At 69.4% G+C, this 20,100-nt stretch carries 18 protein-coding genes; all 18 read left to right on the top strand.

Translation table 11 applies throughout. From position 1 onward, the window contains the following. Window positions 1–447 precede the first annotated feature (447 nt). Window positions 448–1,617 (top strand): XrtB/PEP-CTERM-associated polysaccharide biosynthesis outer membrane protein EpsL, encoded by a 1,170-nt coding sequence (gene epsL, locus U5817_RS04545; protein ID WP_407281021.1) that lies wholly within the window; start codon window positions 448–450, stop codon window positions 1,615–1,617. 280 nt (window positions 1,618–1,897) lie between these two features. Then, on the top strand, window positions 1,898–2,404 hold the full coding sequence (locus U5817_RS04550) for a hypothetical protein (protein WP_407279861.1): 507 nt from the start codon (window positions 1,898–1,900) through the stop codon (window positions 2,402–2,404). A gap of 93 nt (window positions 2,405–2,497) precedes the next feature. After that, on the top strand, window positions 2,498–3,406 hold the full coding sequence (locus U5817_RS04555; protein ID WP_407279862.1) for an EpsD family peptidyl-prolyl cis-trans isomerase: 909 nt from the start codon (window positions 2,498–2,500) through the stop codon (window positions 3,404–3,406). 15 nt (window positions 3,407–3,421) lie between these two features. After that, window positions 3,422–4,285, top strand: a complete 864-nt coding sequence (gene epsE / locus U5817_RS04560) for a polysaccharide export protein EpsE (RefSeq protein ID WP_407279863.1) — start codon at window positions 3,422–3,424, stop codon at window positions 4,283–4,285. A gap of 13 nt (window positions 4,286–4,298) precedes the next feature. Beyond that, a complete protein-coding gene (epsF, locus tag U5817_RS04565; protein WP_407279864.1) occupies window positions 4,299–5,696 on the top strand; it encodes a chain length determinant protein EpsF in 1,398 nt (465 codons plus the stop codon). Window positions 5,697–5,700: 4 nt separating this feature from the next. Next, on the top strand, window positions 5,701–6,570 hold the full coding sequence (gene epsG / locus U5817_RS04570) for a chain length determinant protein tyrosine kinase EpsG (protein WP_169131371.1): 870 nt from the start codon (window positions 5,701–5,703) through the stop codon (window positions 6,568–6,570). Window positions 6,571–6,573: 3 nt separating this feature from the next. After that, complete coding sequence (locus U5817_RS04575; protein ID WP_407279866.1) at window positions 6,574–7,536, top strand: glycosyltransferase family 2 protein; 963 nt, start codon at window positions 6,574–6,576, stop codon at window positions 7,534–7,536. A 13-nt stretch (window positions 7,537–7,549) separates the two neighbouring features. Beyond that, the gene (locus U5817_RS04580; RefSeq protein WP_407279867.1) at window positions 7,550–8,941 is read left to right on the top strand and encodes an O-antigen ligase family protein; all 1,392 of its coding nucleotides are present in this window, start codon (window positions 7,550–7,552) and stop codon (window positions 8,939–8,941) included. After that, complete coding sequence (locus U5817_RS04585) at window positions 8,938–10,341, top strand: Atrophin-1 multi-domain protein (protein WP_407279868.1); 1,404 nt, start codon at window positions 8,938–8,940, stop codon at window positions 10,339–10,341. The genes U5817_RS04580 and U5817_RS04585 overlap by 4 nt, the downstream gene beginning before the upstream one ends. Continuing rightward, window positions 10,338–10,967: a serine O-acetyltransferase gene (locus tag U5817_RS04590; protein WP_407279869.1), complete on the top strand. Its 630-nt coding sequence runs from the start codon at window positions 10,338–10,340 to the stop codon at window positions 10,965–10,967. The genes U5817_RS04585 and U5817_RS04590 overlap by 4 nt, the downstream gene beginning before the upstream one ends. Next, window positions 10,964–12,187 (top strand): glycosyltransferase, encoded by a 1,224-nt coding sequence (locus U5817_RS04595; protein ID WP_407279871.1) that lies wholly within the window; start codon window positions 10,964–10,966, stop codon window positions 12,185–12,187. Before U5817_RS04590 ends, U5817_RS04595 begins: the two co-directional genes overlap by 4 nt. Beyond that, window positions 12,184–13,380, top strand: coding sequence for a glycosyltransferase family 2 protein (locus U5817_RS04600; RefSeq protein ID WP_407279872.1), 1,197 nt, complete (start codon window positions 12,184–12,186; stop codon window positions 13,378–13,380). The genes U5817_RS04595 and U5817_RS04600 overlap by 4 nt, the downstream gene beginning before the upstream one ends. Beyond that, on the top strand, window positions 13,377–14,126 hold the full coding sequence (locus U5817_RS04605; protein ID WP_169131361.1) for a WecB/TagA/CpsF family glycosyltransferase: 750 nt from the start codon (window positions 13,377–13,379) through the stop codon (window positions 14,124–14,126). Before U5817_RS04600 ends, U5817_RS04605 begins: the two co-directional genes overlap by 4 nt. Beyond that, the gene (locus U5817_RS04610; protein WP_169131359.1) at window positions 14,123–15,190 is read left to right on the top strand and encodes a GDSL-type esterase/lipase family protein; all 1,068 of its coding nucleotides are present in this window, start codon (window positions 14,123–14,125) and stop codon (window positions 15,188–15,190) included. The genes U5817_RS04605 and U5817_RS04610 overlap by 4 nt, the downstream gene beginning before the upstream one ends. A 6-nt stretch (window positions 15,191–15,196) precedes the next feature. After that, entirely contained in the window at window positions 15,197–16,618 is a 1,422-nt protein-coding gene (locus U5817_RS04615) for an MBOAT family protein (protein ID WP_169131357.1), read from the top strand. 41 nt (window positions 16,619–16,659) lie between these two features. After that, window positions 16,660–17,694 carry a glycosyltransferase gene (locus U5817_RS04620; protein ID WP_407279873.1) on the top strand — a complete coding sequence of 345 codons (1,035 nt, stop codon included), beginning with the start codon at window positions 16,660–16,662 and terminating at the stop codon, window positions 17,692–17,694. Next, the gene (locus U5817_RS04625; protein ID WP_407279874.1) at window positions 17,695–19,179 is read left to right on the top strand and encodes a lipopolysaccharide biosynthesis protein; all 1,485 of its coding nucleotides are present in this window, start codon (window positions 17,695–17,697) and stop codon (window positions 19,177–19,179) included. Window positions 19,180–19,230: 51 nt separating this feature from the next. Continuing rightward, window positions 19,231–20,049: a polysaccharide pyruvyl transferase family protein gene (locus U5817_RS04630; protein WP_407279875.1), complete on the top strand. Its 819-nt coding sequence runs from the start codon at window positions 19,231–19,233 to the stop codon at window positions 20,047–20,049. The last annotated feature ends 51 nt before the right edge of the window (window positions 20,050–20,100 follow it).

Below are 20,100 nucleotides of genomic sequence, written 5' to 3' on the forward strand. Positions count from 1 at the left end.
GCCGCACGATCACGTCCATTCGCATCGATTCGGGTGTGATGAATGTGCCGCGAGCGATTTACGGTAGCGTCCGGCGCATCTTACTGAACGGGCTCCGATACGACCGCCGATATGTAAAAGAAAATATTTGCGCAAATGAGAAACGGGTTGGGAGGGTGACGGTCGCCATAACAATACTATTGTCATTTGTTAAGTCCGATTGCTAGTTATTTAAGCTATAAAAATACCGTTTAATCAGTTTGTTAGGTTTATAAACCATTGCCACGATATGGTGTTTTATGTCGGCGCAGGTGTCGCTGCGGCCGCTGCGGTTTCTCGCGATTCATGGATGCGGGCGTTTTTTAATGTGCTTACAAGCTCAATTTTCTTCCGATCCGTTTCGACTATTCTTGTGCCGAAGCTAATGGCAAGCAAGGCATGCGATATTTCAGTTCGATTACGTGCGTGATGACCTTTGCATCGGTATGTGTGCACCAGGTGGCGCGAGCCGATGAAGGGGATGCACTCAATTTCAGTGTCAGTCAATCGATCCGTTACGAGAGCAATCTCTATCGGCTCGACGACGGCGAGCGTGCGCCCGAAAACAAGGCGCACGATACGGTGAGCGAAACGGGAATTGGACTGAAGTTCGATCGCCGTTATGGCCGTCAGCGCTTGTTGGCGGATCTGAATCTCGTCAGTGCGCGCTATGCGGTGCACAGCGATCTCGATCACGACCGTCCGGATGCGCGGCTGGCCTGGGAATGGCAACTCGGGAACCGCTGGAGCGGAGAGCTGAGCCACCTGTATCGCGAATCGCTGACGGGCTTCGACGAGGCGGGCGGGAGCGAGCGCAACATGAATGCCTATGCTCGCACGCACGCCAGCGCAGACTTCTGGTGGCATCCCCGCTGGGCGGTCGGAGCCGGCTTCGCCCATACGCGGAGCAGGTTCGATCGCAGCGATGCCGATGCGGCGGAGTTCGATGCCGATACGGTGGATCTGAACCTCACCTACCGGCCGCCCACGGGCAATCGGGTGGTGCTGACGCTGCGCGACACCGACGGCCAGTACGCGAATCGGCCGGCGGTGGCGGGCTCGATCCGCGACTACCGGCAGCAGGAGGTGCGCCTCGGCGGGGAGTGGCAACTCTCAGGCGCTACGCGGGTTTCCGGCTACATCGGACGGACGCGGCTGGAGTACCGCCTCGCGCCCGAACGCGACTTCCACGGGACGATCGGGCGCATCGGGGTCGTCTGGGACGCGACGGCGAAGACGTCGGTGGAGCTGAGCGCGCGGCGGGAAATCGGCGCCCAGCAGGATCTCGCCGCCAACTACGCGGTGACCGATGCGCTGCGGCTGGTGCCCAGATGGAACGTGACGGACAAGGTCAGCCTGGGGGCGGGACTGGAGTGGCGCCGACGCGATTACCGCGGCGACCCGGACTTGATCGGGGGGGGGGCGGTGCGCGAGAAGCCGGAGGACCGCAGCCGCCGCTATGGCCTGCACGCGGAGTACCGGCCGATGCGTGCGCTGAGCTTCGCCTTCAGCTTGCAGCGCCAGGAGCGCGACGGCTCGCGCAGCCTGCGTGCCTATTCGGCCGATACCGCGGATTTGTCGATGCGTTTTCGTTTCTAGCCGAAAAGGATGGAAATGCCCCGCAAGGGGGCGTCGCCGCGCCGGATGCTTGTTGGATTGCACCTGCCTGGTGCCGATTGCACGGATATGGGGCAGGTAATAGCGGAATTTGTTGCGTGATTTTTACAATTGAATTGTGAAATGAAAACGAAGCTCTCTTGCATTGACTGGCGCCTTTTAATTTCGTTATGGTGCGATGCAATATCCAAAAACAGTTCCGGAAAAGTTTCCAAAGACAATTGTTCGTTATTGCCTGATGGACGGAACAGTGCAGGCGCAAATGAATCGCCTGCACCCCGAGAGAGAGGTGATGCCCATGTTCATCATCGATAAAAAAGCAGTCCTTATTTCGATGTTCATGCTTGTCGCCGCGCCGGCGGCGATGGCCGATGCCGTGACCCTGTCGGGGCGCGGTGTGACGATCCATTACGAGGACCGGGCAGCTCGACTGACGGGTGCCCCGTCGTTGATCGCAACCGGGATGATGAGTTCGCCGGCCAGTCTCGCCGGCACCGGATTCGTCGTGACGTCGCCGGCGGTCGGGCTGCAAGCCGCGCCGGGCTTGGCGTTGAAGGGTGAGACGGCGGCGGTCTCGGCGGTCGGCCGCGAGGCGACGCCGCGCTCCTTTGCCGAAGGCGTGGCCCTGCGCTTTTCCCTTGACGGGACGGATGACGGGGAGGGCGGGGTCGATTCGCTGCTGCTGGCGGGACTCGCACTGTTTGCCCTGATTGCGCGCCAGCGGCTATCTGCAATGCCGCGCATCCGTAATTCCGCCCTATTCCAGTAGATCCGATGTGCGCAATTGCGCGGGGCAGTGCGCCGCGCAATTGCCGACCGCGGCTTTACATATTCTGATTCAAATCATCAATCGGGTAGATCGATGTCTTCGCTTGAACGCGGCGCATTTTCTGGCCCATTCTCCGGCCCATTTCCTGGCGCAATTCCTGCCGTACTTCTGGCCGTCTTCCTCCTCAATGCCTGCAGCAAGGGCGAGGCGGAAGGAAAGCCGGCGTTCGACGTGGTTGCGAAAGTGAATGAGCAGGAAATCCAGGCCAATGAATTGAATTCGGTCGCGGCCCGCGCGGCGTCGCAGGGGGCGACCGAGACAGGAGCGCTAGAGCGCCTGATCGACCAGGAGCTGATGGTGCAGCAGGCGCGCGAACGCAGGCTCGATCGCGACCCGCGCGTGCTGCAGTCCTTCGAGGCGGCGCAGCGGGAGATCCTTGCACGGGCCTATCTGGAGCAGGTGACGGAACAGATCCCGCCGCCGGGCGATGCGGAGATCTCGGCCTTCCATGCGGCCCATCCCGAGCTGTTCGCGCGCCGGCGCATCTACAGCCTGCAGGAGCTGGAGGTCCGCGTGCCGGTAGAGCGCTTCGACGAGCTCGAGCGCGTGAGCGCGAAGGCGGCGGGCGTGGACGAGGTGAAGGACTGGCTCGCGCGCGAACGGATCGAGTTCCGCGTCACCACCGCGGTGAAGCCGGCCGAGCAGCTGCCGCTCGAGAGCCTGAAGGGCTTTGCGCGCATGAAGGATGGACAGATGGTGCTGAGCCGGACCGGAAGCGGCGCGCTGCTGGTCCATCTCGTCACGTCGCGCGAGCAGCCGGTGGATCTGGCGACCGCGCGCCCGATGATCGAACGCTATCTGGTGAATGAACGCAAGACGGCGCTGGCCAAGGCGGAGGTCGAGCGCCTGCGCGATGGCGCGCGCATCGAGTATGCGCCCGCGGCAGCGACCCCGAATGCGGTCGCCCCTGCGGAGCCGCCCCGCGCGTCCGTGCCGCGATGATCGAGGGAGAGATTCATGTTGCTGTCGATAACGATTCGAGATGTTTTCCGGATTCCGCTGTTGATCTGGCTGGCGTGCGCGTCGGCGTGGGCGGTGGCCCAGGTGCCGCCGCCTGCACCGGCGGCGGTCGCCGCGCCGGTCGGGGCGGACGCGCGCGAGTACGTGCTGGGGCCGGGCGACATCGTGCGCATCAGCGTGTTCCAGAACCCCGACCTCACGACCGAGGGGCGGGTGTCGGAGACGGGGGCGCTGACCTTCCCGCTGATCGGCAGCATTCCGCTGGGCGGACTCACGGTGTCGGCGGCCGAGGCTCTGATCGCGGAGCGTCTGCGGACGGGCGGCTTCGTGCTGCAGCCGCAGGTGACGGTGCTGCCGGTGCAGATCCGCGGCAATCAGGTGGCGGTGCTGGGGCATGTGAACAAGCCGGGCCGCTATCCGCTCGACACCTTCAACGTGCGCGTGACCGACATGCTCGCGAACGCGGGCGGAATCGCGACGGGCGGTGACGACGTGATCGTGCTGGTCGGTACGCGCGACGGCCAGCCGATCCGGCAGGAGCTGGACCTGCCGGCGCTGTTCCAGCGTGGCGATGGCGACGCGAACATGATGCTGTCGCCCGGCGACGTGATCTTCGTGCGGCGTGCGGACGTGTTCTACATCTACGGCGAGGTGCAGAAGCCGGGCGCCTTCCGCCTGGAACGCAACATGACGGTGATGCAGGCGCTGGCGACGGGCGGCGGGCCGACGCTGCGCGGCACGGTGCGCGGGCTGCGCATCCATCGGCGCGGTGCGGACGGCAAGGTCGCGGTGATCGAGCCCACGCTGGAGGACCGCCTGCGGCCGGACGACATCATCTACGTGAAGGAGAGCCTCTTCTGAGGCGGGGCCGATCATGAATCTCGGACAATTCCTGCGCATCCTGCGTGCGCGCTTGTGGCTGGTGTGCGCGGTGGTGGTGGTCGTCATGGCGGCGGCCTTCGCGGTGAGCGTCGTGCTGCCGCAGAAGTACTCGGCCGAGACGGCGCTGGTCATCGACGCGAAGTCGGCCGACCCGATCGCGGGCGGCATGATGCCGTCGCAGCTGATGGCGAGCCACATCGCCACCCAGGTCGACATCATCGGCTCGGAGCGCGTCGCGCTGCGCGTCGTGGAGCTGGCGGGGCTGGAGCGCATGCCGCAGTTCCGCGAGCAGTGGCAGGAAGCGACCGGGGGGACGGGCGAGCTGCGCGCCTGGATCGGCGCGGTGCTGCGCTCGCGCCTGGAGGTGAAGCCCGCGCGCGAGAGCAACGTGATCCGCGTCCGCTATACGGCATCGCAGCCGGAATTCGCGGCGATGATCGCCAACACCTTCGCCAAGGCTTACATGGAGACGGCGCTGGAGTTGCGCGTGGAGCCGGCGCGACAGTATGCGCAGTGGTTCGACGAGCGCACGCAGGGCCTGCGCGAGGAACTGGAGGCGGCGCAGAAGCGCCTGTCGGACTATCAGCAGAAACACGGCATCGTGTCCGCGGACGGACGGCTGGATGTCGAGACGGCGCGGCTCGCGGAGCTGTCGAGCCAGCTCGTGCAGGTGCAGGGGCAGCGCGCCGAGAGCCGGTCGCGCTACAGCCAGGCCGGTGCGGCCGAGTCGCTGCCCGAGGTCACGCAGAACCCGCTGATCGCGAGCCTGAAGGCCGAGCTCGCGCGGCGCGAGGCCGAGCGCGAGCAGATGCTCGGCCGGCTGGGACCCAACCACCCCGAGGTGGGCAAGCTCGCTGCGGTGATCGCTTCGCTGCTGCAGCGCATCGGCGCCGAGACGCAGCGTGTTGCCGCGTCGCTGGGCTCGTCGAGTCGCATGAGCGCGGCGCGCGAGGCGGAGGTGGCGGCGGCGGTGCAGGCGCAGAAGGCGCGTGTGCTGCAACTGCAGCAGCATCGCGACCAGATCTCGGTGCTGCAGCGCGATGTCGAGGGCGCGCAGAAGGCGTACGACCAGGTGGCGCAGCGCCTCTCCGCAACGAGCCTGGAGAGTCAGGCGCAGCAGGTGAACGTGGCGGTGCTGACGCCGGCGACGGCGCCGATGTGGCCGTCCGGCCCGCGCCTGCTGGTCATGCTGGCGCTGGCGCTGGTGGTCGGCGTGGTGCTGGGCGTGGGCAGCGCGCTCCTGATCGAACTGATCGACCGGCGGGTGCGCGGCGAGGACGACCTCGCCGGGCTGCCCGGCGTGCCGGTGCTCGGCAGCGTGCCGGGCAGCCGGTGGGGCGACCGGGTCTCCCGGGCGCGCGTGTCGAGTCGAACTGCCGGAGTCTATTGATCCCATGAATGCACCCCTGAGCGGCGCCCTCGATCCGAAGGGCGAACATTCGATCGGCGCGATCCTGATGGCGGCGGGCCGCCTGCGTGCCGACGAGAACGAGCGCATCGTGCGCCTGCAGCGTGACAAGGGCCTGCGCTTCGGCGAGGCTGCCGTGAAGCTGGGCCTCGCGAGCGAGACCGACATCCGCTACGCGATGGCGCGGCAGTTCGACTACCCCTGCCTGCAGGCGGGCGAGAGCAAGGTGTCGCCCCGCGTGATCGCGGCGTTCAACCCGTTCTCGGCGCAGGTCGAGGCGCTGCGTGCGCTGCGCAGCCAGCTGATGCTGCGCTGGTTCGACCCGTCCGCGGGGCGCAAGCTGCTGGCGGTGGTGAGCGCGGATCGCGGCGCGGGGCGTTCGTGGATGGCGGCGAACCTCGGCGTCGTCTTCTCGCAGCTCGGGCTGCGCACGCTGGTGATCGACGCCGACCTGCGCCGGCCTTCGCTGCACACCCTGTTCGGCCTCGACACCGGCAGCGGACTCTCCACCCTGCTGCTCGGCCGCCCCGCGCCCGATGCGCTGCGACCGGTGCCCGGCCTGCGTTCGCTCGCGGTGCTGCAGGCCGGCGTGGTGCCGCCGAACCCGCAGGAGCTGCTGTCGCGCCCGATGCTGGGGCAGCTGCTGCAGCAGTACTCGGCGGCGTTCGACGTAGTGATCCTGGACACCGCCGCGGGCGAGCGCTGCGCCGATGGCGTGATGGTCGCGGCGCGCGCACGCGCGGCGCTGATGGTGGCCCGGCGCAATACGAGCCGCATGGCGGCCGTGCGCCGCTACGCGGAGCGACTGCGCGAGTCGGGCGTGGGCCTGGCGGGTTCCGTGATGAACGGGGATTGAGACATGAGCCGCCTGACCGATGACCCCGGGATCGTCGCCGCGCAGCAGTGCCTGCGCCGCGCGCCCGCGCCGCTCGTGAGCGTGGTGATCCCGTCCTACAACCGTGGCCACGCGCTCGGCGCGTGCATCGCCAGCGTGCTGGGGCAGACGCTGGAGGACTTCGAGATCGTCGTCGTGGACGACGCCTCGACCGACGACACGCGCGAGCGCGTTGCCGCGATCGGCGATGCGCGCATTCGCTATGTCGCGCACGAGCGCAACCGCGGCGGGGCGGCAGCGCGCAACACCGGCGTGCGCGTTGCGCGGGGTGACTTCATCGCCTTCCTCGACAGCGACGACAGCTGGGCGCCGCGCAAGCTGGAGCGGCAGATCGCGCTGCTGGGCGAGCGCGGGCCGGAGTACGGCTTCGCCTACACCTGGTTCATCGGGCGCGACCGCGACGGCGGCGAGGTGTCGCGCTCGGACCACAGCCTCGACGGCAGCGTCGCGGATGCACTGCTGGTCGCGAACCATGTCGGCACCTTCTCCAGCATCGTCGTGCGGCGCGACGTGTTCGAGTGCGTCGGCGGGCTCGATGAGGATCTCAGGAGCTGCCAGGACTGGGACCTGTCGATCCGCCTGAGCCGGGTGACGAAGATCTGCTGCGTCGAGGATTACCTCGTCTCGTACTTCCACAACGGCGCAGACAAGCATCGCATCTCGTCGAATCCCGCGTCCCTGATCCAGGGCCATCGGCGCATGCTTGACAAGTTTGCCGACGACTACGCGCGCCTGCCGCGCGACCGGGCGGCGCAGGCGCTGCGGGGCTACCTCGACGTGTTCGCGGGCGCAGGGTCGTTCGAGGACGTGCTGCGGCTCGGTCGCCGCATGCTCGCGACGACGCGCCACCCGGGCAGCGCGCTGCAGTGCGGCGTGGCGCTGGCGCGTGCCGCCAAGCGGCGCATGACGGGGCGCTTCGGGTACTGACGTGGGACACTCGATGCAGTCGCCCCCTCCTGCCGTGCTGACCGGCGGCGCGCTGCTCGTCGCGCTGGCGGTGGGACTGGCGCTGCCGCTGTACGCGCAGGCGATGTCCGGCAGCGCCGTGCGGCTGCTGGCGCTGCCGGCCCTGCTGGTGCTCGCGATCCTGTTCCTGTATGACCGCCTCGTGCTGCTCGCGCTGGTGCTGCTGTTGCGCGCTGCGGGCGACCTGGTGTTCGAGACCACGCGCGTGGAGATCGGCGGCCTCGCGATCGGCTTCGGCGGGTTGGTGAATGCCTTCGTGATCCTGATCGCGGTGCTGCTGGTCGCCGCGCGGCCGGAGCGATTTCCCACGCGCGTCGCCGCGCCCTGGGCGGCCTTCCTGATCGCCGCGCTGATCGGAGTGGGGATGGCGCCGAACCTCGGCGATGCGGTGCGGAGCTACCTCGGCCTGCTGTCCTACTTCGCGGTCTTCGTCAGCGCCTTTTACTTCGTGAGGGGCGAGGGCGACTTCAAGGTGTGCGTGAAGCTGGTGCTGCTGTCCTCGCTGCTGCCGGCCGCGTACGGGCTGGGAGAGCTGGCGCTGCACGGGCTCGCGGGCGGCCTGCAGGCCTTCCGGCTGAAGAGCACCTTCAGCCATCCGAACATCTTCGCGTTCTACCTGACGCTGGTGCTGCTGCTGTCGCTGTACGCGCTGAAGAGCCCGGCGATCGCGCTGACGCCGCTGCGCCGCACGCTGCTGACGGCCTACGTGCCGCTGCTGCTGGGCCTGCTGCTGCTCACGCAGACGCGCAGCGCATGGGTTGCGTGCTTCGCGATTTTCGCGCTGTACACGCTGCTGTTCGAGCGGCGCTACCTCGTCTACCTGCTGCTAGCACCGGCGCTCGCGCTGCTGGTGCCGGGCGTGCGCGAGCGGGTGCTGGACCTGGGTAGCGGCAACGAAGTCGTGCAGTACGCGAAGCTCAATTCCTTCGCTTGGCGCCTGCAGATCTGGGAGTACGGCCTGCGCTGGATCCGCCCGGAAAACCTGCCGCTCGGCTACGGCCTGGGTGCGTTCAAGCATTTTGCGCCGGTCTTCTTCCCCTATTCGGGCGGCGTGAATTTCGGCGCGCACAACATCTACGTGCAGATCCTGTTCGAACTCGGCGCGCTGGGCCTTGCGGCCTTCGCGTGGCTGTTCGCACGCCTGTTCTCGATGCTGCGGCGCATGGCTGTGGTCGACCGCCTCGGCGCCTTCGTCGCGATCGCACTGCTCATCGAGTACCTGATCATTTCCGCGTCGGACAACGTCCTCGCCTATCTCGCCTTCAACTGGTACGTGTGGTTCGTGCTCGGCGCCGCGTGCGCGGTCGCGCTGAGCCGGACGGCGCCGGTTGCGGCTGCGAGACCGACGCAAGGAGGGACAACATGACGAATATCATCGCGCGTCTGGCGGCCTGCGGGCTGACACTCGCATGCGCCGGTGCGGCGGCGCAGAACGGCACGGTGTGGGGCAGCTACGAGACGCCGTTCGCGGCCACTTCGCCGTGGAACAGCCGGCCCGTGAACCCGACGTTCGGCGAATTCGTGATCCCGAAGTCGGACTATTACCCGTCGATCGCCGAAGGCGCGTGGTCGACCGGCGTGTTCCTCGCGGGCAGCGAGGATCCGCCGGTGACCGTGGTCGGGCTGCCGAACAGCAAGGGCGTGTGGGACCCCGATGCGGGCGTCCATCGCACGGTGGCGATCCCGCGCTGGCCCGCCGGCGTGATTCCGGCCAGCGCTGCGGATGGCCACGCCGACATCGTCGATCCGCTCGCCGGCGTCATCCATTCCTTCTACAAGCTGCGCCAGTCGGAGGGCCAGTGGATGGCCGCGCAGTACGCGTGGACGCGCCTCGACGGCCGCGGCTGGGGCGATCCGGCGCATTACTTCCAGGGCGCGCGGGCGGCCGCGGTGCCGACCTCCGGCGGCCTGGTGCGCAAGCACGAGATCGACGACGGCCGGCCGCTGTACCGCCATGCGCTGGCGATGTCGCTGACCTACAACGCCCTGTCGGCGAACCCGACCTACGTCTTCCCGGCGACTTCGGCCGACCGCGACGCAGCGACGACCAATACCGGCCAGATCCCGGAAGGCGCGCTGGTGATGCTGCCGCCCGCGTTCGACCTGGACAGCATCAAGACCACGGCCGTGCGCAAGGTCGCCGAGACGCTGAAGACCTACGGCGCCTACGTCGTCGACCGCAATCGCGGCACGCCCTACGTGATCTACGTCGAGAACGGGTCGGGCTTCAACCTGCATCGCGGCGGCTGGAACACCGTCGCCGCCGCGGATCTCGAACGCATCCGCCAGGGGCTGCGGCAGGTCGTCGCGGTCGATGGCTGGGTCGATGGCGACGACAGGTCGGTCGAGCCGGAGCGCAACCTCAACCTCAACCTGCTGTCGATGCGCGGGCCGTGGGCGCGCACGGGCGGCACCGTATCGGGCAGCTTCGAAACCTGGGAGCAGGCGGTCGTGTTCCCGCCGACGGCGAGCGCGACGGTGATGGTGAACAGCAGCGGCCGCAGCCTGCATCCGGTCGCATGGGCGCTTCCCGTCGCCGGCCAGGGCTACCGCCTGCGCGCGATCGCGACCGGCGGGGCGCGCCTGCGCCTGCAGCTGCGCGACAAGGCCAGCGGCGCGACGCTGTTCGACAGCAAGGAATTGAACAACGACGAGGTCGCCGACTTCGTCTGGCCGACCGGTGCAGTGACGCCGGTGGTGACGGTGATCAGCGGGGTCGGCACCGGTTCGACGGTGCGCGGCGAACTGTTGAGGACGGGCGGATGAGCGTGCAGCAGGAAGTCGCCGCCCGTGCCGGATGGCGCGCACGGCGGGATCGCGACTGGGCCGCGGACCGGCGCCGCTACGGTGTGCGTCGGCCTTTCCTGAAGGAGCAGTCGATCTGGGCGGTCGCCGTGTATCGCTTCGGCCGCCGCGTCGATGCGCGGCCGGACGGGCTCGCGAAGCGCCTGCTGACGGCCGTCTACTGGCTCGCCTTCCGGCTCGTCGAGACCGCGGTGGGCATCAGCCTGCCCAAGGCCGCGCGGATCGGCGGCGGGCTGCGCATCTGGCACTTCGGCGGCGTGTTCGTGCACCCCGGCGCGGTGATCGGGCGCAACTGCACGCTGCGCCAGGGCGTGACGATCGGCAACCGCCACGAGGGGGGCCCGGCGCCGGTGATCGGCGACGACGTCGAGTTCGGCGCCTATGCGCAGGTGCTGGGCGGTGTGCGCATCGGCACGGGCGCGCGCATCGGCGCGCTGTCGGTGGTGCTGTGCGACGTGCCCGACGGCGCGACCGCGGTGGGCGCGCCGGCACGCATCGTCAGGGAACGCGCGGTGCCGCTCCCCGGCATGGAACACAGGAGGGAAGACGTGGAAGACGATGAGCTGATCTTGGAGGGCGGACGTTGAGGATCGCCTACCTGATCAACCAGTATCCGAAGGTGAGCCACAGCTTCATCCGTCGCGAGATCCTCGCGCTGGAACGGCAGGGCTTCGACGTGCTGCGCATCGCCGTGCGCGGCTGGGATGCGGAGCTGGTCGACGCCGAGGACCGCGCCGAGCAGGCGCGCACCACCTACCTGCTGCAGGACGGCCTGGGGGCGTTGGCGAAGGCGGTCGCGCAGGCCGCGCTGCGCGACCCTGGCCGCTTCCTCGCCGCACTGCGCCTCGCGCTGCGCATGGGGCGCCGCGCCGACCGGCCGTGGCCCTACCACCTCGTCTATCTCGCCGAGGCCTGCCGCGCCTTGCCGGCCCTGCGCGAGTTCGGTGCACACCATGTACATGCCCATTTCGGCACCAATCCGGCCGAGGTCGCGATGCTGATCGAGGCGCTCGCCGGCCTGCCCTACAGCTTCACCGTGCATGGACCGGACGAGTTCGACAAGCCGGGCTTCCTCGGCACCGGCGAGAAGATCCGGCGCTCGGCCTTCGTCGTCGCGATCAGCTCCTTCGGCCGCAGCCAGCTCTTCCGCTGGGCCGCGCACCGCGACTGGGAGCGCGTGAAGCTCGTGCACTGCGGGCTGGAGCCCGCCTTCCACGCCGTGCCGCCGACGCCGCTGCCGGCCGCGCCGCGCCTCGTGTGCGTCGGCCGCCTGTGCGAGCAGAAGGGCCAGTTGCTGCTGGTCGAGGCGCTGGCGCGGCTGGCGGAGAAGAAGGTCGATTTCGAGATGGTGTTCGCCGGTGACGGCGAACTGCGTGGCGAGGTCGAGCGCCTCGTCGCCCGGCACGGCCTGCAGCGGCAGGTCCGCATCACCGGCTGGATCAGCAGCGAGCAGGTGCGCGACGAGATCCTCGCCGCGCGCGCGCTGGTGCTGCCGAGTTTCGCCGAAGGCCTGCCGGTGGTGATCATGGAAGCGCTGGCGCTGCGCCGTCCGGTGGCGACGACTTACGTCGCGGGGATTCCCGAGCTGGTGCGCCCGCAGGAGAACGGCTGGCTCTTCCCCGCCGGGTCGGTCGAGGCGCTCGCCGCCGTGCTGGAAACGGTACTGGCGACGCCGGCCGCGGAGCTCGCGCGCATGGGCGAGGCAGGGCGCCTGCGCGTGCTCGAGCGCCACGACGTCGACCGCGAGGCGGCAAAGCTCGGGGACTATTTCCATGGGGCCTGTGCGGCAGGGAGGGGGGCCCAGTGAGCATCCTGTCCGCACTCCTCGCGACCGTCCTTGCAATCGTCCCCGCGCTGCTGCTCGTGCCGGTGGTCGTGCTGTTCGTGCAGGTCCTCGCCGCGCTGCCGCGGCGCCGGTCCCGATCGGTTCGGGCGTCCGCGCGTCCGCGCGTCGCGGTGCTGGTGCCGGCGCATGACGAGGCGCTCGGTATCGTCGCGACGGTCCGCAACATCCGCGCCCAGCTCGGCGACGGCGACCGGCTTGTGGTCATCGCCGACAACTGCAGCGACGACACCGCCTTGCTCGCCCGCGAGGCCGGCGCCGAGGTCATCGTGCGCCAGGATCCGCAGCGCCGCGGCAAGGGCTATGCGCTCGATTTCGGCATGCGTTTCCTGGAGGCGGCACCGCCGCAGGCGGTGGCGATCGTCGATGCCGACTGTCGCCTCGCCGACGGCGCGCTCGACCGCCTCGCGCGCAGCTGCGGCGCGAGCGGGCGCCCGGTGCAGGCGCTGTACCTGATGCATGCGCCGGCCGGCGCCGGTCTCAAGCTGCGCATCGCCGAGTTTGCCTGGGCGGTGAAGAACCGCCTGCGCCCGCTCGGCTATGCGCGGCTGGGCCTGCCGTGCCAGCTGATGGGCTCGGGCATGGTCTTCCCGTGGGCGACGCTGCGCGACGCCGAGCTAGCGAGCGGCCACATCGTCGAGGACCTCAAGCTCGGGCTGGAGCTGACCGCGGCCGGTCATGCGCCGCTTTTCTGCCCGGAAGCGCGGGTGGGCAGCGACTTCCCGTGCTCGGACGAGGGCGCGCGCACGCAGCGCACGCGCTGGGAGCACGGCCACCTCGCGATGATCGTCGCCGACGCGCCGCGCCTGCTGCGCCTGGCGCTCACTCGCCGCAACCTGCGGCTTGCCGCGCTGGTCCTCGACCTGTGCGTGCCGCCGCTCGCGCTGCTGACGCTGGCCGTCGTGGCCGCGTTCGCGCTCACCAGCGTGCTGGCCGCGGCCGCCGGGCCGGTCCTGCCCTTCGCGCTGGCCACGCTCGCCTGCGCGCTGCTTGCGACGGCCGTGTTGCTGGCCTGGGCCGCCTGCGGGCGCGACATCGTCTCCTTCGCCGATCTCGTCCGCGCGCCGCTGTACGCGCTGTCGAAGATCCCCCTCTACCTGCGTTTCCTCGTCCGCCGCCAGGTCGACTGGGTACGCTCCCGCAGGGATGCCTCATGAATCCGCCCACCGTATTGCAGGCGCGCTGGACCCAGGTCCTGCGCCATCTCCTGACCATTCCCAGCGACGACGACGCGGCAAGGCTCGTCGAGGAACTCGCCGCCGGCAGGCAGCCACGCATGCTCGCCTTCGTCAATGCGCACGCGATGAATTCCGCCGTCGGCGACTTCGAGTTCTACAAGGCGCTGTGCGATGCCGACGTGCTGCTGCGCGACGGCTCGGGCATGGCGATGCTGTTCCGCATGCTCGACGGTGATCCCGGCCTCAACATGAACGGCACCGATTTCATCCCGCGCCTGCTCGAAGCCTATCGCGGCCGGCGCGTGGCGCTGTGGGGGACCTCGGACAAGTGGCTCGCCGCAGCGGCCGCGCGCTGCGAGGCCGAGTTCGGTGTCGAGGTGGTCTCGTCCGAGAACGGCTTCCATGCGCCCGCGCACTATTGCGACGCGGTACGGCGCACGCGCCCCGAGCTGATCGTGCTCGGCATGGGCATGCCCAAGCAGGAAACGGTCGCCCGCCTCGTGCGCGCGACCGCCGGCGGCGCCCCGCTGATCGTGTGCGGCGGCGCGGTCATCGACTTCCTCGGCGGCAAGGTCGAGCGCGCGCCGCGCTGGGTGCGGCGGGTGGGCATGGAATGGGCCTACCGCCTCGTGCGCGAACCGCGCCGCCTGTTCCACCGCTACGTCATCGGCAATCCGCTCTTCATGCTGCGGGCGTGGCGCTGCCGCGCGGCCTGGGCGCGATGAATCGCACAGCCGGAGCGGGCCGGCGCATCGCGACGATCGTCGTCTCCGCCGCCCTCGTCTTCGTCGCCGTCGAGACCGCGCTGCAGGTCCGCTCGCATCTGCGCTTCGGCCAGAGCGTGTTCAACGCGCTGCGCGGCGAGACGCGCTACGTCGAGGACGAGCGCACCGGGCTCAAGCTGCTGCGCCCGAACCGCGTGTTCCCCGGTCAGGACGTCGAGATCCGGACCAACAGCCTCGGCCTGCGCAGCCCCGAGCTCGCGCCGCAACGCGCGCCGGGCAGCCTGCGCGTCGCCGTCGTCGGCGCCTCGACGGTGATGGGCGAACTCACGCGGAGCAACGACGCGACCTTCCCGGCCCTGCTCGCCGAACGGCTGCGGGCGCACCATCCGCAGCGCGCGATCGAGGTCGTGAATGCCGGCATCTCCGGCTACCGACTCGCCGACCAGCTGCGCATGCTGGAGAAGGTCGTGCTGCCGCTGCAGCCCGACCTCGTCATCGTCTATCCCGGCTTCAACGACTTCGCCGACTACTGTCGCGCCGCGGCGCCGGCCACCACGCGCCAGGGCCTGCCGCTGCTGACCCTGCCCGGCTGGTTGCTCAGCGTCGAGGCCGTGCGGCGCCACACCGCGTTCCTGCGCGCCGGCTCACCGAGCCGGCAGACGCTGCTCGACCCCGCCGCGGTCGACCTGCAGCCCTATCGCGCGCGGCTGGAGGGCCTCGTCGCGCGGGCGCGCGAGGCCGGCGTGCCGCTCGTGCTCGCGACCAACGCCCGCGCCTATCGCCCCGAGCAGCCGCTCGAGGAGCAGATGCGCCTGTCGGCGCAGGCGCGCCATTTCAACCCCTGCTTCGACCTGCCGGGGCTCAACGCCCTCTACGACCGCCACAACGGCGAGATCCTCGACGCGGGCCGGCGCCTGGGCGTCCCGGTGCTGCCCCTGCACGAACGCATCCCCGGCGGGCGCGCGTACTTCGCCGACGCCAGCCATTTCACGCTCGCCGGCGAGCGGCTCGCGGCCGACACCATCTTCGCCTTCCTCGTGCGCCGCGGCCTGCCCGGCGCCTGACCTGCGATGAGCTTCCAGTCCCTGCATTTCCTGCTGTTCCTGTGCCTCGTGTTCGCGCTCAACCGGTGCCTGCTGCAGCGTCCCGACGCGCGCAAGAACCTGTTGCTCGCCGCGAGCTACTACTTCTACATGTGCTGGGACTGGCGCTACGCCGGCCTGTTGCTCCTCATGAGCGCGGTGAACTTCCTCGCCGGGCGCAGGATCGAGGACAGCACCAGCGAGCGCGGCAGGAAGCTGTGGCTCGCCTTCGCGCTCGCCGTCTCGCTCGGCGTGCTCGCCTGCTTCAAGTACCTGAACTTCTTCATCGACAGCGCGGCGCGCCTCGCCGCGTCCTTCGGCGTCGAGGCGGACCTGCCGGTGCTGCAGCTCCTGCTGCCGGTCGGCATCTCCTTCTTCACCTTCCAGAGCCTCTCCTACACGCTCGACATCTTCCGCGGCCGCGAGCGTGCGACCGGCAGCTTCCGCGACTTTGCACTCTTCGTCGCCTTCTTCCCGACCGTGCTGTCCGGGCCGATCACGCGCGCGCGCCAGTTCCTGCCGCAGCTCGAAGCGCCGTTGCCGGACAGCCGCGAGCGCGTGGAGGAGGGCCTCGTGCTGATCCTGCGCGGCTTCGTGAAGAAGATGGCCTTCGCCGACGTGCTCGCGCTGCATCTGGTGAACCCGGCCTTCGCGTCGCCGGCCGACTATTCGCCGCTGTTCCTGCTCGTCGCCGTGTATGCCTTCAGCTTCCAGCTCTATATGGACCTCTCCGGCTACACCGACATCGCGCGCGGGGTCGCCAAACTCCTCGGCTTCGAGCTGCCGACGAACTTCGACCGCCCCTACCGGGCGCTCAGCGTGTCGAACTTCTGGCAGCGCTGGCACACCTCGATGTCGGGTTTCTTTCGCGACTACCTCTACTTCGGCGTCGGCGGCTCGCAACGCGGCAACGTGTATGTGAACCTCTACATCACCTTCATCGCGATCGGCTGCTGGCATGGCGCGGGCTGGAACTTCGTGCTGTACGGCGTCATCCACGGCAGCTGCGTGTGCTTCGAGCGCTGGCGCCGCGGCCGGCGTGCCGCCCGCGGGCTGCCGGCCGAACCGCAGGGCCTCGCGCCGCGCCTCGTCGCCATGCTCGTGACCTTCCACATCGTCGCGCTGTCGCGAATCCTGTTCCGCGCGCCCGACCTCGACGGCGCGGCGGCCTACCTCGCGGCGATGCTGCAACCGGCAAGCGCCCAGGCGGCCCCCTTCACCGCAGTCGGTGTTGCGACGCTGCTCGTCGCGGCGCTGCTGCACTACGTGTCGCCGCGTCTCTTCGAGCACGCCGCCCGCGGCTACCTGCGGGCACCGGTGGTGCTGCAGGGCGGAGCGCTCGCCGGCCTCGCGTTCATCCTCCTGGCCTTCTCCTCGGGCGGGGCCTCGTTCATCTACTTCCAGTTCTGAGCCCGAGCACCGGGGCCGGACGAGATCAATTGGAGACATTCATGGGAGCCAGTCTCGCAGTCGCCACGCAGGCGCCGATCCGGGTGCTGCAGTCCTTGCGGCCGCAGGTCGACGACAACCCGTACGTGAAGCAGGTCGTCACCGCCGTGTCGCGGCATGCGGACGTTTCCTGGTTTTCGTGGCGCACCGCGCTGTTCGGCCGCTACGACGTGCTGCACGTGCATTGGCCGGAGTTCCTGCTGCGGGCTCCCGAGCGCAGCAGGCTGCTGCAATACGCGCTGTTCCTCGCGCTGATCGCGCGGACGACCCTGTCGCGACGGCCGGTCGTGCGCACCCTGCACAACCTCGAACCACACGAAGGCGCGAGCCGCGTCGAGCGCTTCCTGCTGGAGCTCCTCGACCGGCGCACCCGCGTGTGGATCCGTCTCAACCCCGTGACCGCCGAGCGCGCACCGCAAACCGTCACCATCCTGCACGGGCACTACCGCGACTGGTTTGCGCAGTTGGACGTGCCCGAGTCGGTGCCGGGCCGCCTCTTGTATTTCGGCCTGATCCGGCCCTACAAGGGCGTCGAGACCCTGCTCGACAGCTTCCTCCGCATGGACCCCGAAGCGGCTCCGGGCGCGGAGCTGCACATCGTCGGCCACGCATCCACCGACGCGCTGCGCCGCCATATCGTCGAGGCGTGCAACCTCGATCCGCGCATCGGTGCGCGCCTGAGCTACGTGGACGACGCCACGCTCGCGACCGAGATAGGCCAGGCGGAGCTCGTCGTGCTGCCCTTCCGCCGCATGCTCAACTCGGGTTCCTTGCTGCTCGCGCTGTCGCTCAACCGCCCGGTGCTGGTGCCGCGCAACGAGGCCAACGAGGCGCTCGCCGAGGAGGTCGGCCCGGGCTGGGTCTACATGTACGACGGCGATCTCGATCGCGACACGCTGATCGGCGCCCTGTGGCAGGTCAGGAACGTGCAGCGTGCCCCGATGCCGGATTTCTCCCGGCGCGAATGGGCCGATGCCGGCGCCCGCCACTACCGTGCCTACCTCGCGGCAATCCGCGGCGAGCCGGTCGAGGACTGAATGAGCAGCGGCAACGTGTCCGCGGCGGCGAACGCCGTCGCCCCCCGACTGGGGCGGCTGGCGGCACGCGGCGCGCTCGTCACGATGGGCGGTCAGGCGTGCAAGGTCCTGCTGCAGCTCGGCGGCATCATCGTGCTCGCCCGCCTGCTGTCGCCGGGCGACTACGGCCTGCTGGCGATGGTCACGGCGATCGTCGGCGTCGGCGAGGTGCTGCGCGACTTCGGTCTGTCCTCGGCCGCGGTGCAGGCGCACAGCGTGTCGCCGCAGCAGCGCAGCAACCTCTTCTGGATCAACAGCGGCATCGGCCTCGCGCTCGCCCTCGCGGTGTTCGCCTGCGCACCGGCGATCGCCACCTTCTACGCCCAGCCGGCGCTGCAGCCGATCGCGCAGGCGCTCGCGCTGAGCTTCGTCATCAACGGCATCGCCACGCAATACCGCGCCCAGCTCAACCGCGACATGCGCTTCGGCCGCCTCGCCGCCGCCGACGTCGGCGGGCAGGCGCTCGGGCTCGCCGCGGGCGTCACGCTAGCGCTGCGCGGCCACGGCCACTGGGCGCTCGTCGCCCAGCAGCTCGGCCAGGCGCTCGTGACGCTGCTGCTGCTCGCCGCGACGAGCGGCTGGCGTCCGGGGCTGCCGCGCCGCGGTGCCGACATGGGCGGCTTCCTGCGCTACGGCGGCAACCTCATGAGCACCCAGCTCGTCGTCTACGCCAGCCGCAACGTCGACGCGCTGATCATCGGCCAGCGCTTCGGTGTCGAACTGCTCGGCCTGTACAACCGCGCCTACCAGTTGTTGATGCTGCCGCTCAACCAGATCAATGCGCCGGCGACCTCGATCGCGCTGCCGGTGCTGTCCCGCCTCCACGACGACGGCGAGCGCTACGGCCGCTTCCTGCTGCATGGGCAGGCGGTGATGCTGCACCTCACGGTGGCGAGCTTCGCCTTCGGCTGCGCCCAGGCCGAGCCGCTCATCGTGCTCGTGCTCGGTCCGCAATGGGCTCCCGCCGTGCCGATCTTCCAGATCCTCGCCGTGGGCGGCGCCTTCCAGGTCGCCGCGCAGGCGAGCTACTGGGTCTTCCTGTCGAAGGGGCTCACCGGTTCCAACCTTCGCTTCACGCTCGTCTCCCGCCTGCTGCTGATCGCCGGCATCGTCTTCGGCGCGCAGTGGGGCGCTGAGGGCGTGGCGACGGCCTACACCCTCGGCGTCGCGCTCGCCTGGCTGGGCGGCCTCGTATGGCTGCGCGACTCCGGCGCGCCGGTCGGCGCGATGGGCCGCAACGCGCTGCGCGTGATGCTTGCCTACTCCCTGTGCGGCCTCGCATCCGCCGCGGCGGCGCTGGAATGGGCGGGTTCGCTCGCCGGGCGCCTCGCGGTCGGCACCGGGGCCATGCTTGCCGCCTTGCTCCTGCTGCTCGCGCTGTGGCCCGCCTTCCGCCGCAGCGTCGCCGACGTCCTGCGCAGCCGCAATTTGCTGCGTGCGGCCTGAGGAGCGGGCCGCGCCGCACCCATCGGAATCTCTCATCAAGCGCACGAAACGATGCTCAAACGAATCAAGAACCTCTTCGGCCCCGCGCCCGTGCCCCAGCCGCCCGTCGCGGCGCCGCTACCCTACCGCCATGTTTCGTTGTTCCACTGGCGCCCTGCGAACGGCAGCGTGAACTTCGGCGACCACCTGTCGCAAGTGCTCGTCTCGCGCGTGCTCGGCCTGCGCGGCCTGACGCTCGAGGACCAGGTCGAGCAGTCCGCGCGCCTGCTCGCGATCGGCTCCATCCTGCACTTCGCCGCGCACGACGACGTCGTGTGGGGCTCGGGCGTCAACGGCAAGGTGCCCGAGTCCGCCTTCACCGCGCAGCGGCTCGACATCCGCGCGGTGCGCGGCCCGCTCACCGAGGAATTCCTGCGCAGCCGCGGGCACCGCGTGCCGGCGGTGTATGGCGACCCTGCGCTGCTCGTGCCGCACCTCTTCGCCGGCCGCTTCCGGCCCACCGGCGAAAAACCGCACGTGATCGTCCCCAACCTGCACGACCTGCGGCTCGTCGCCGGCAAGCCCGACGTCGTGTCGCCGCTCGCCGGCTGGAACGTCGTCGTCGCCGAGATCCTCAAGGCCCGCCTGGTCATCGCCAGCTCGCTGCACGGGCTCGTGATCGCCGAAGCCTTCGGCATTCCCGCGCGCTACGTGCGCCTGAGCGAAACCGAGGACCTGTTCAAGTACCGCGACTACTACTACGGCACCGGGCGCACGGACTTCGAGTACGCGAGCTCGATTCCGCAGGCGCTCGAGATGGGCGGCATGCCGGCCTTCGCCTTCGATCCGCGGCCGCTCCTCGACGCCTTCCCGTGGGACCTGTGGCGCTGAACGCGTCCCGCGCGGCACACCCCATGCAATCCAGAGAAAAGGAAGAAACCC

The sequence above is a fragment of the Aromatoleum evansii genome (genome assembly GCF_045689615.1).
GTDB lineage: Bacteria > Pseudomonadota > Gammaproteobacteria > Burkholderiales > Rhodocyclaceae > Aromatoleum > Aromatoleum evansii.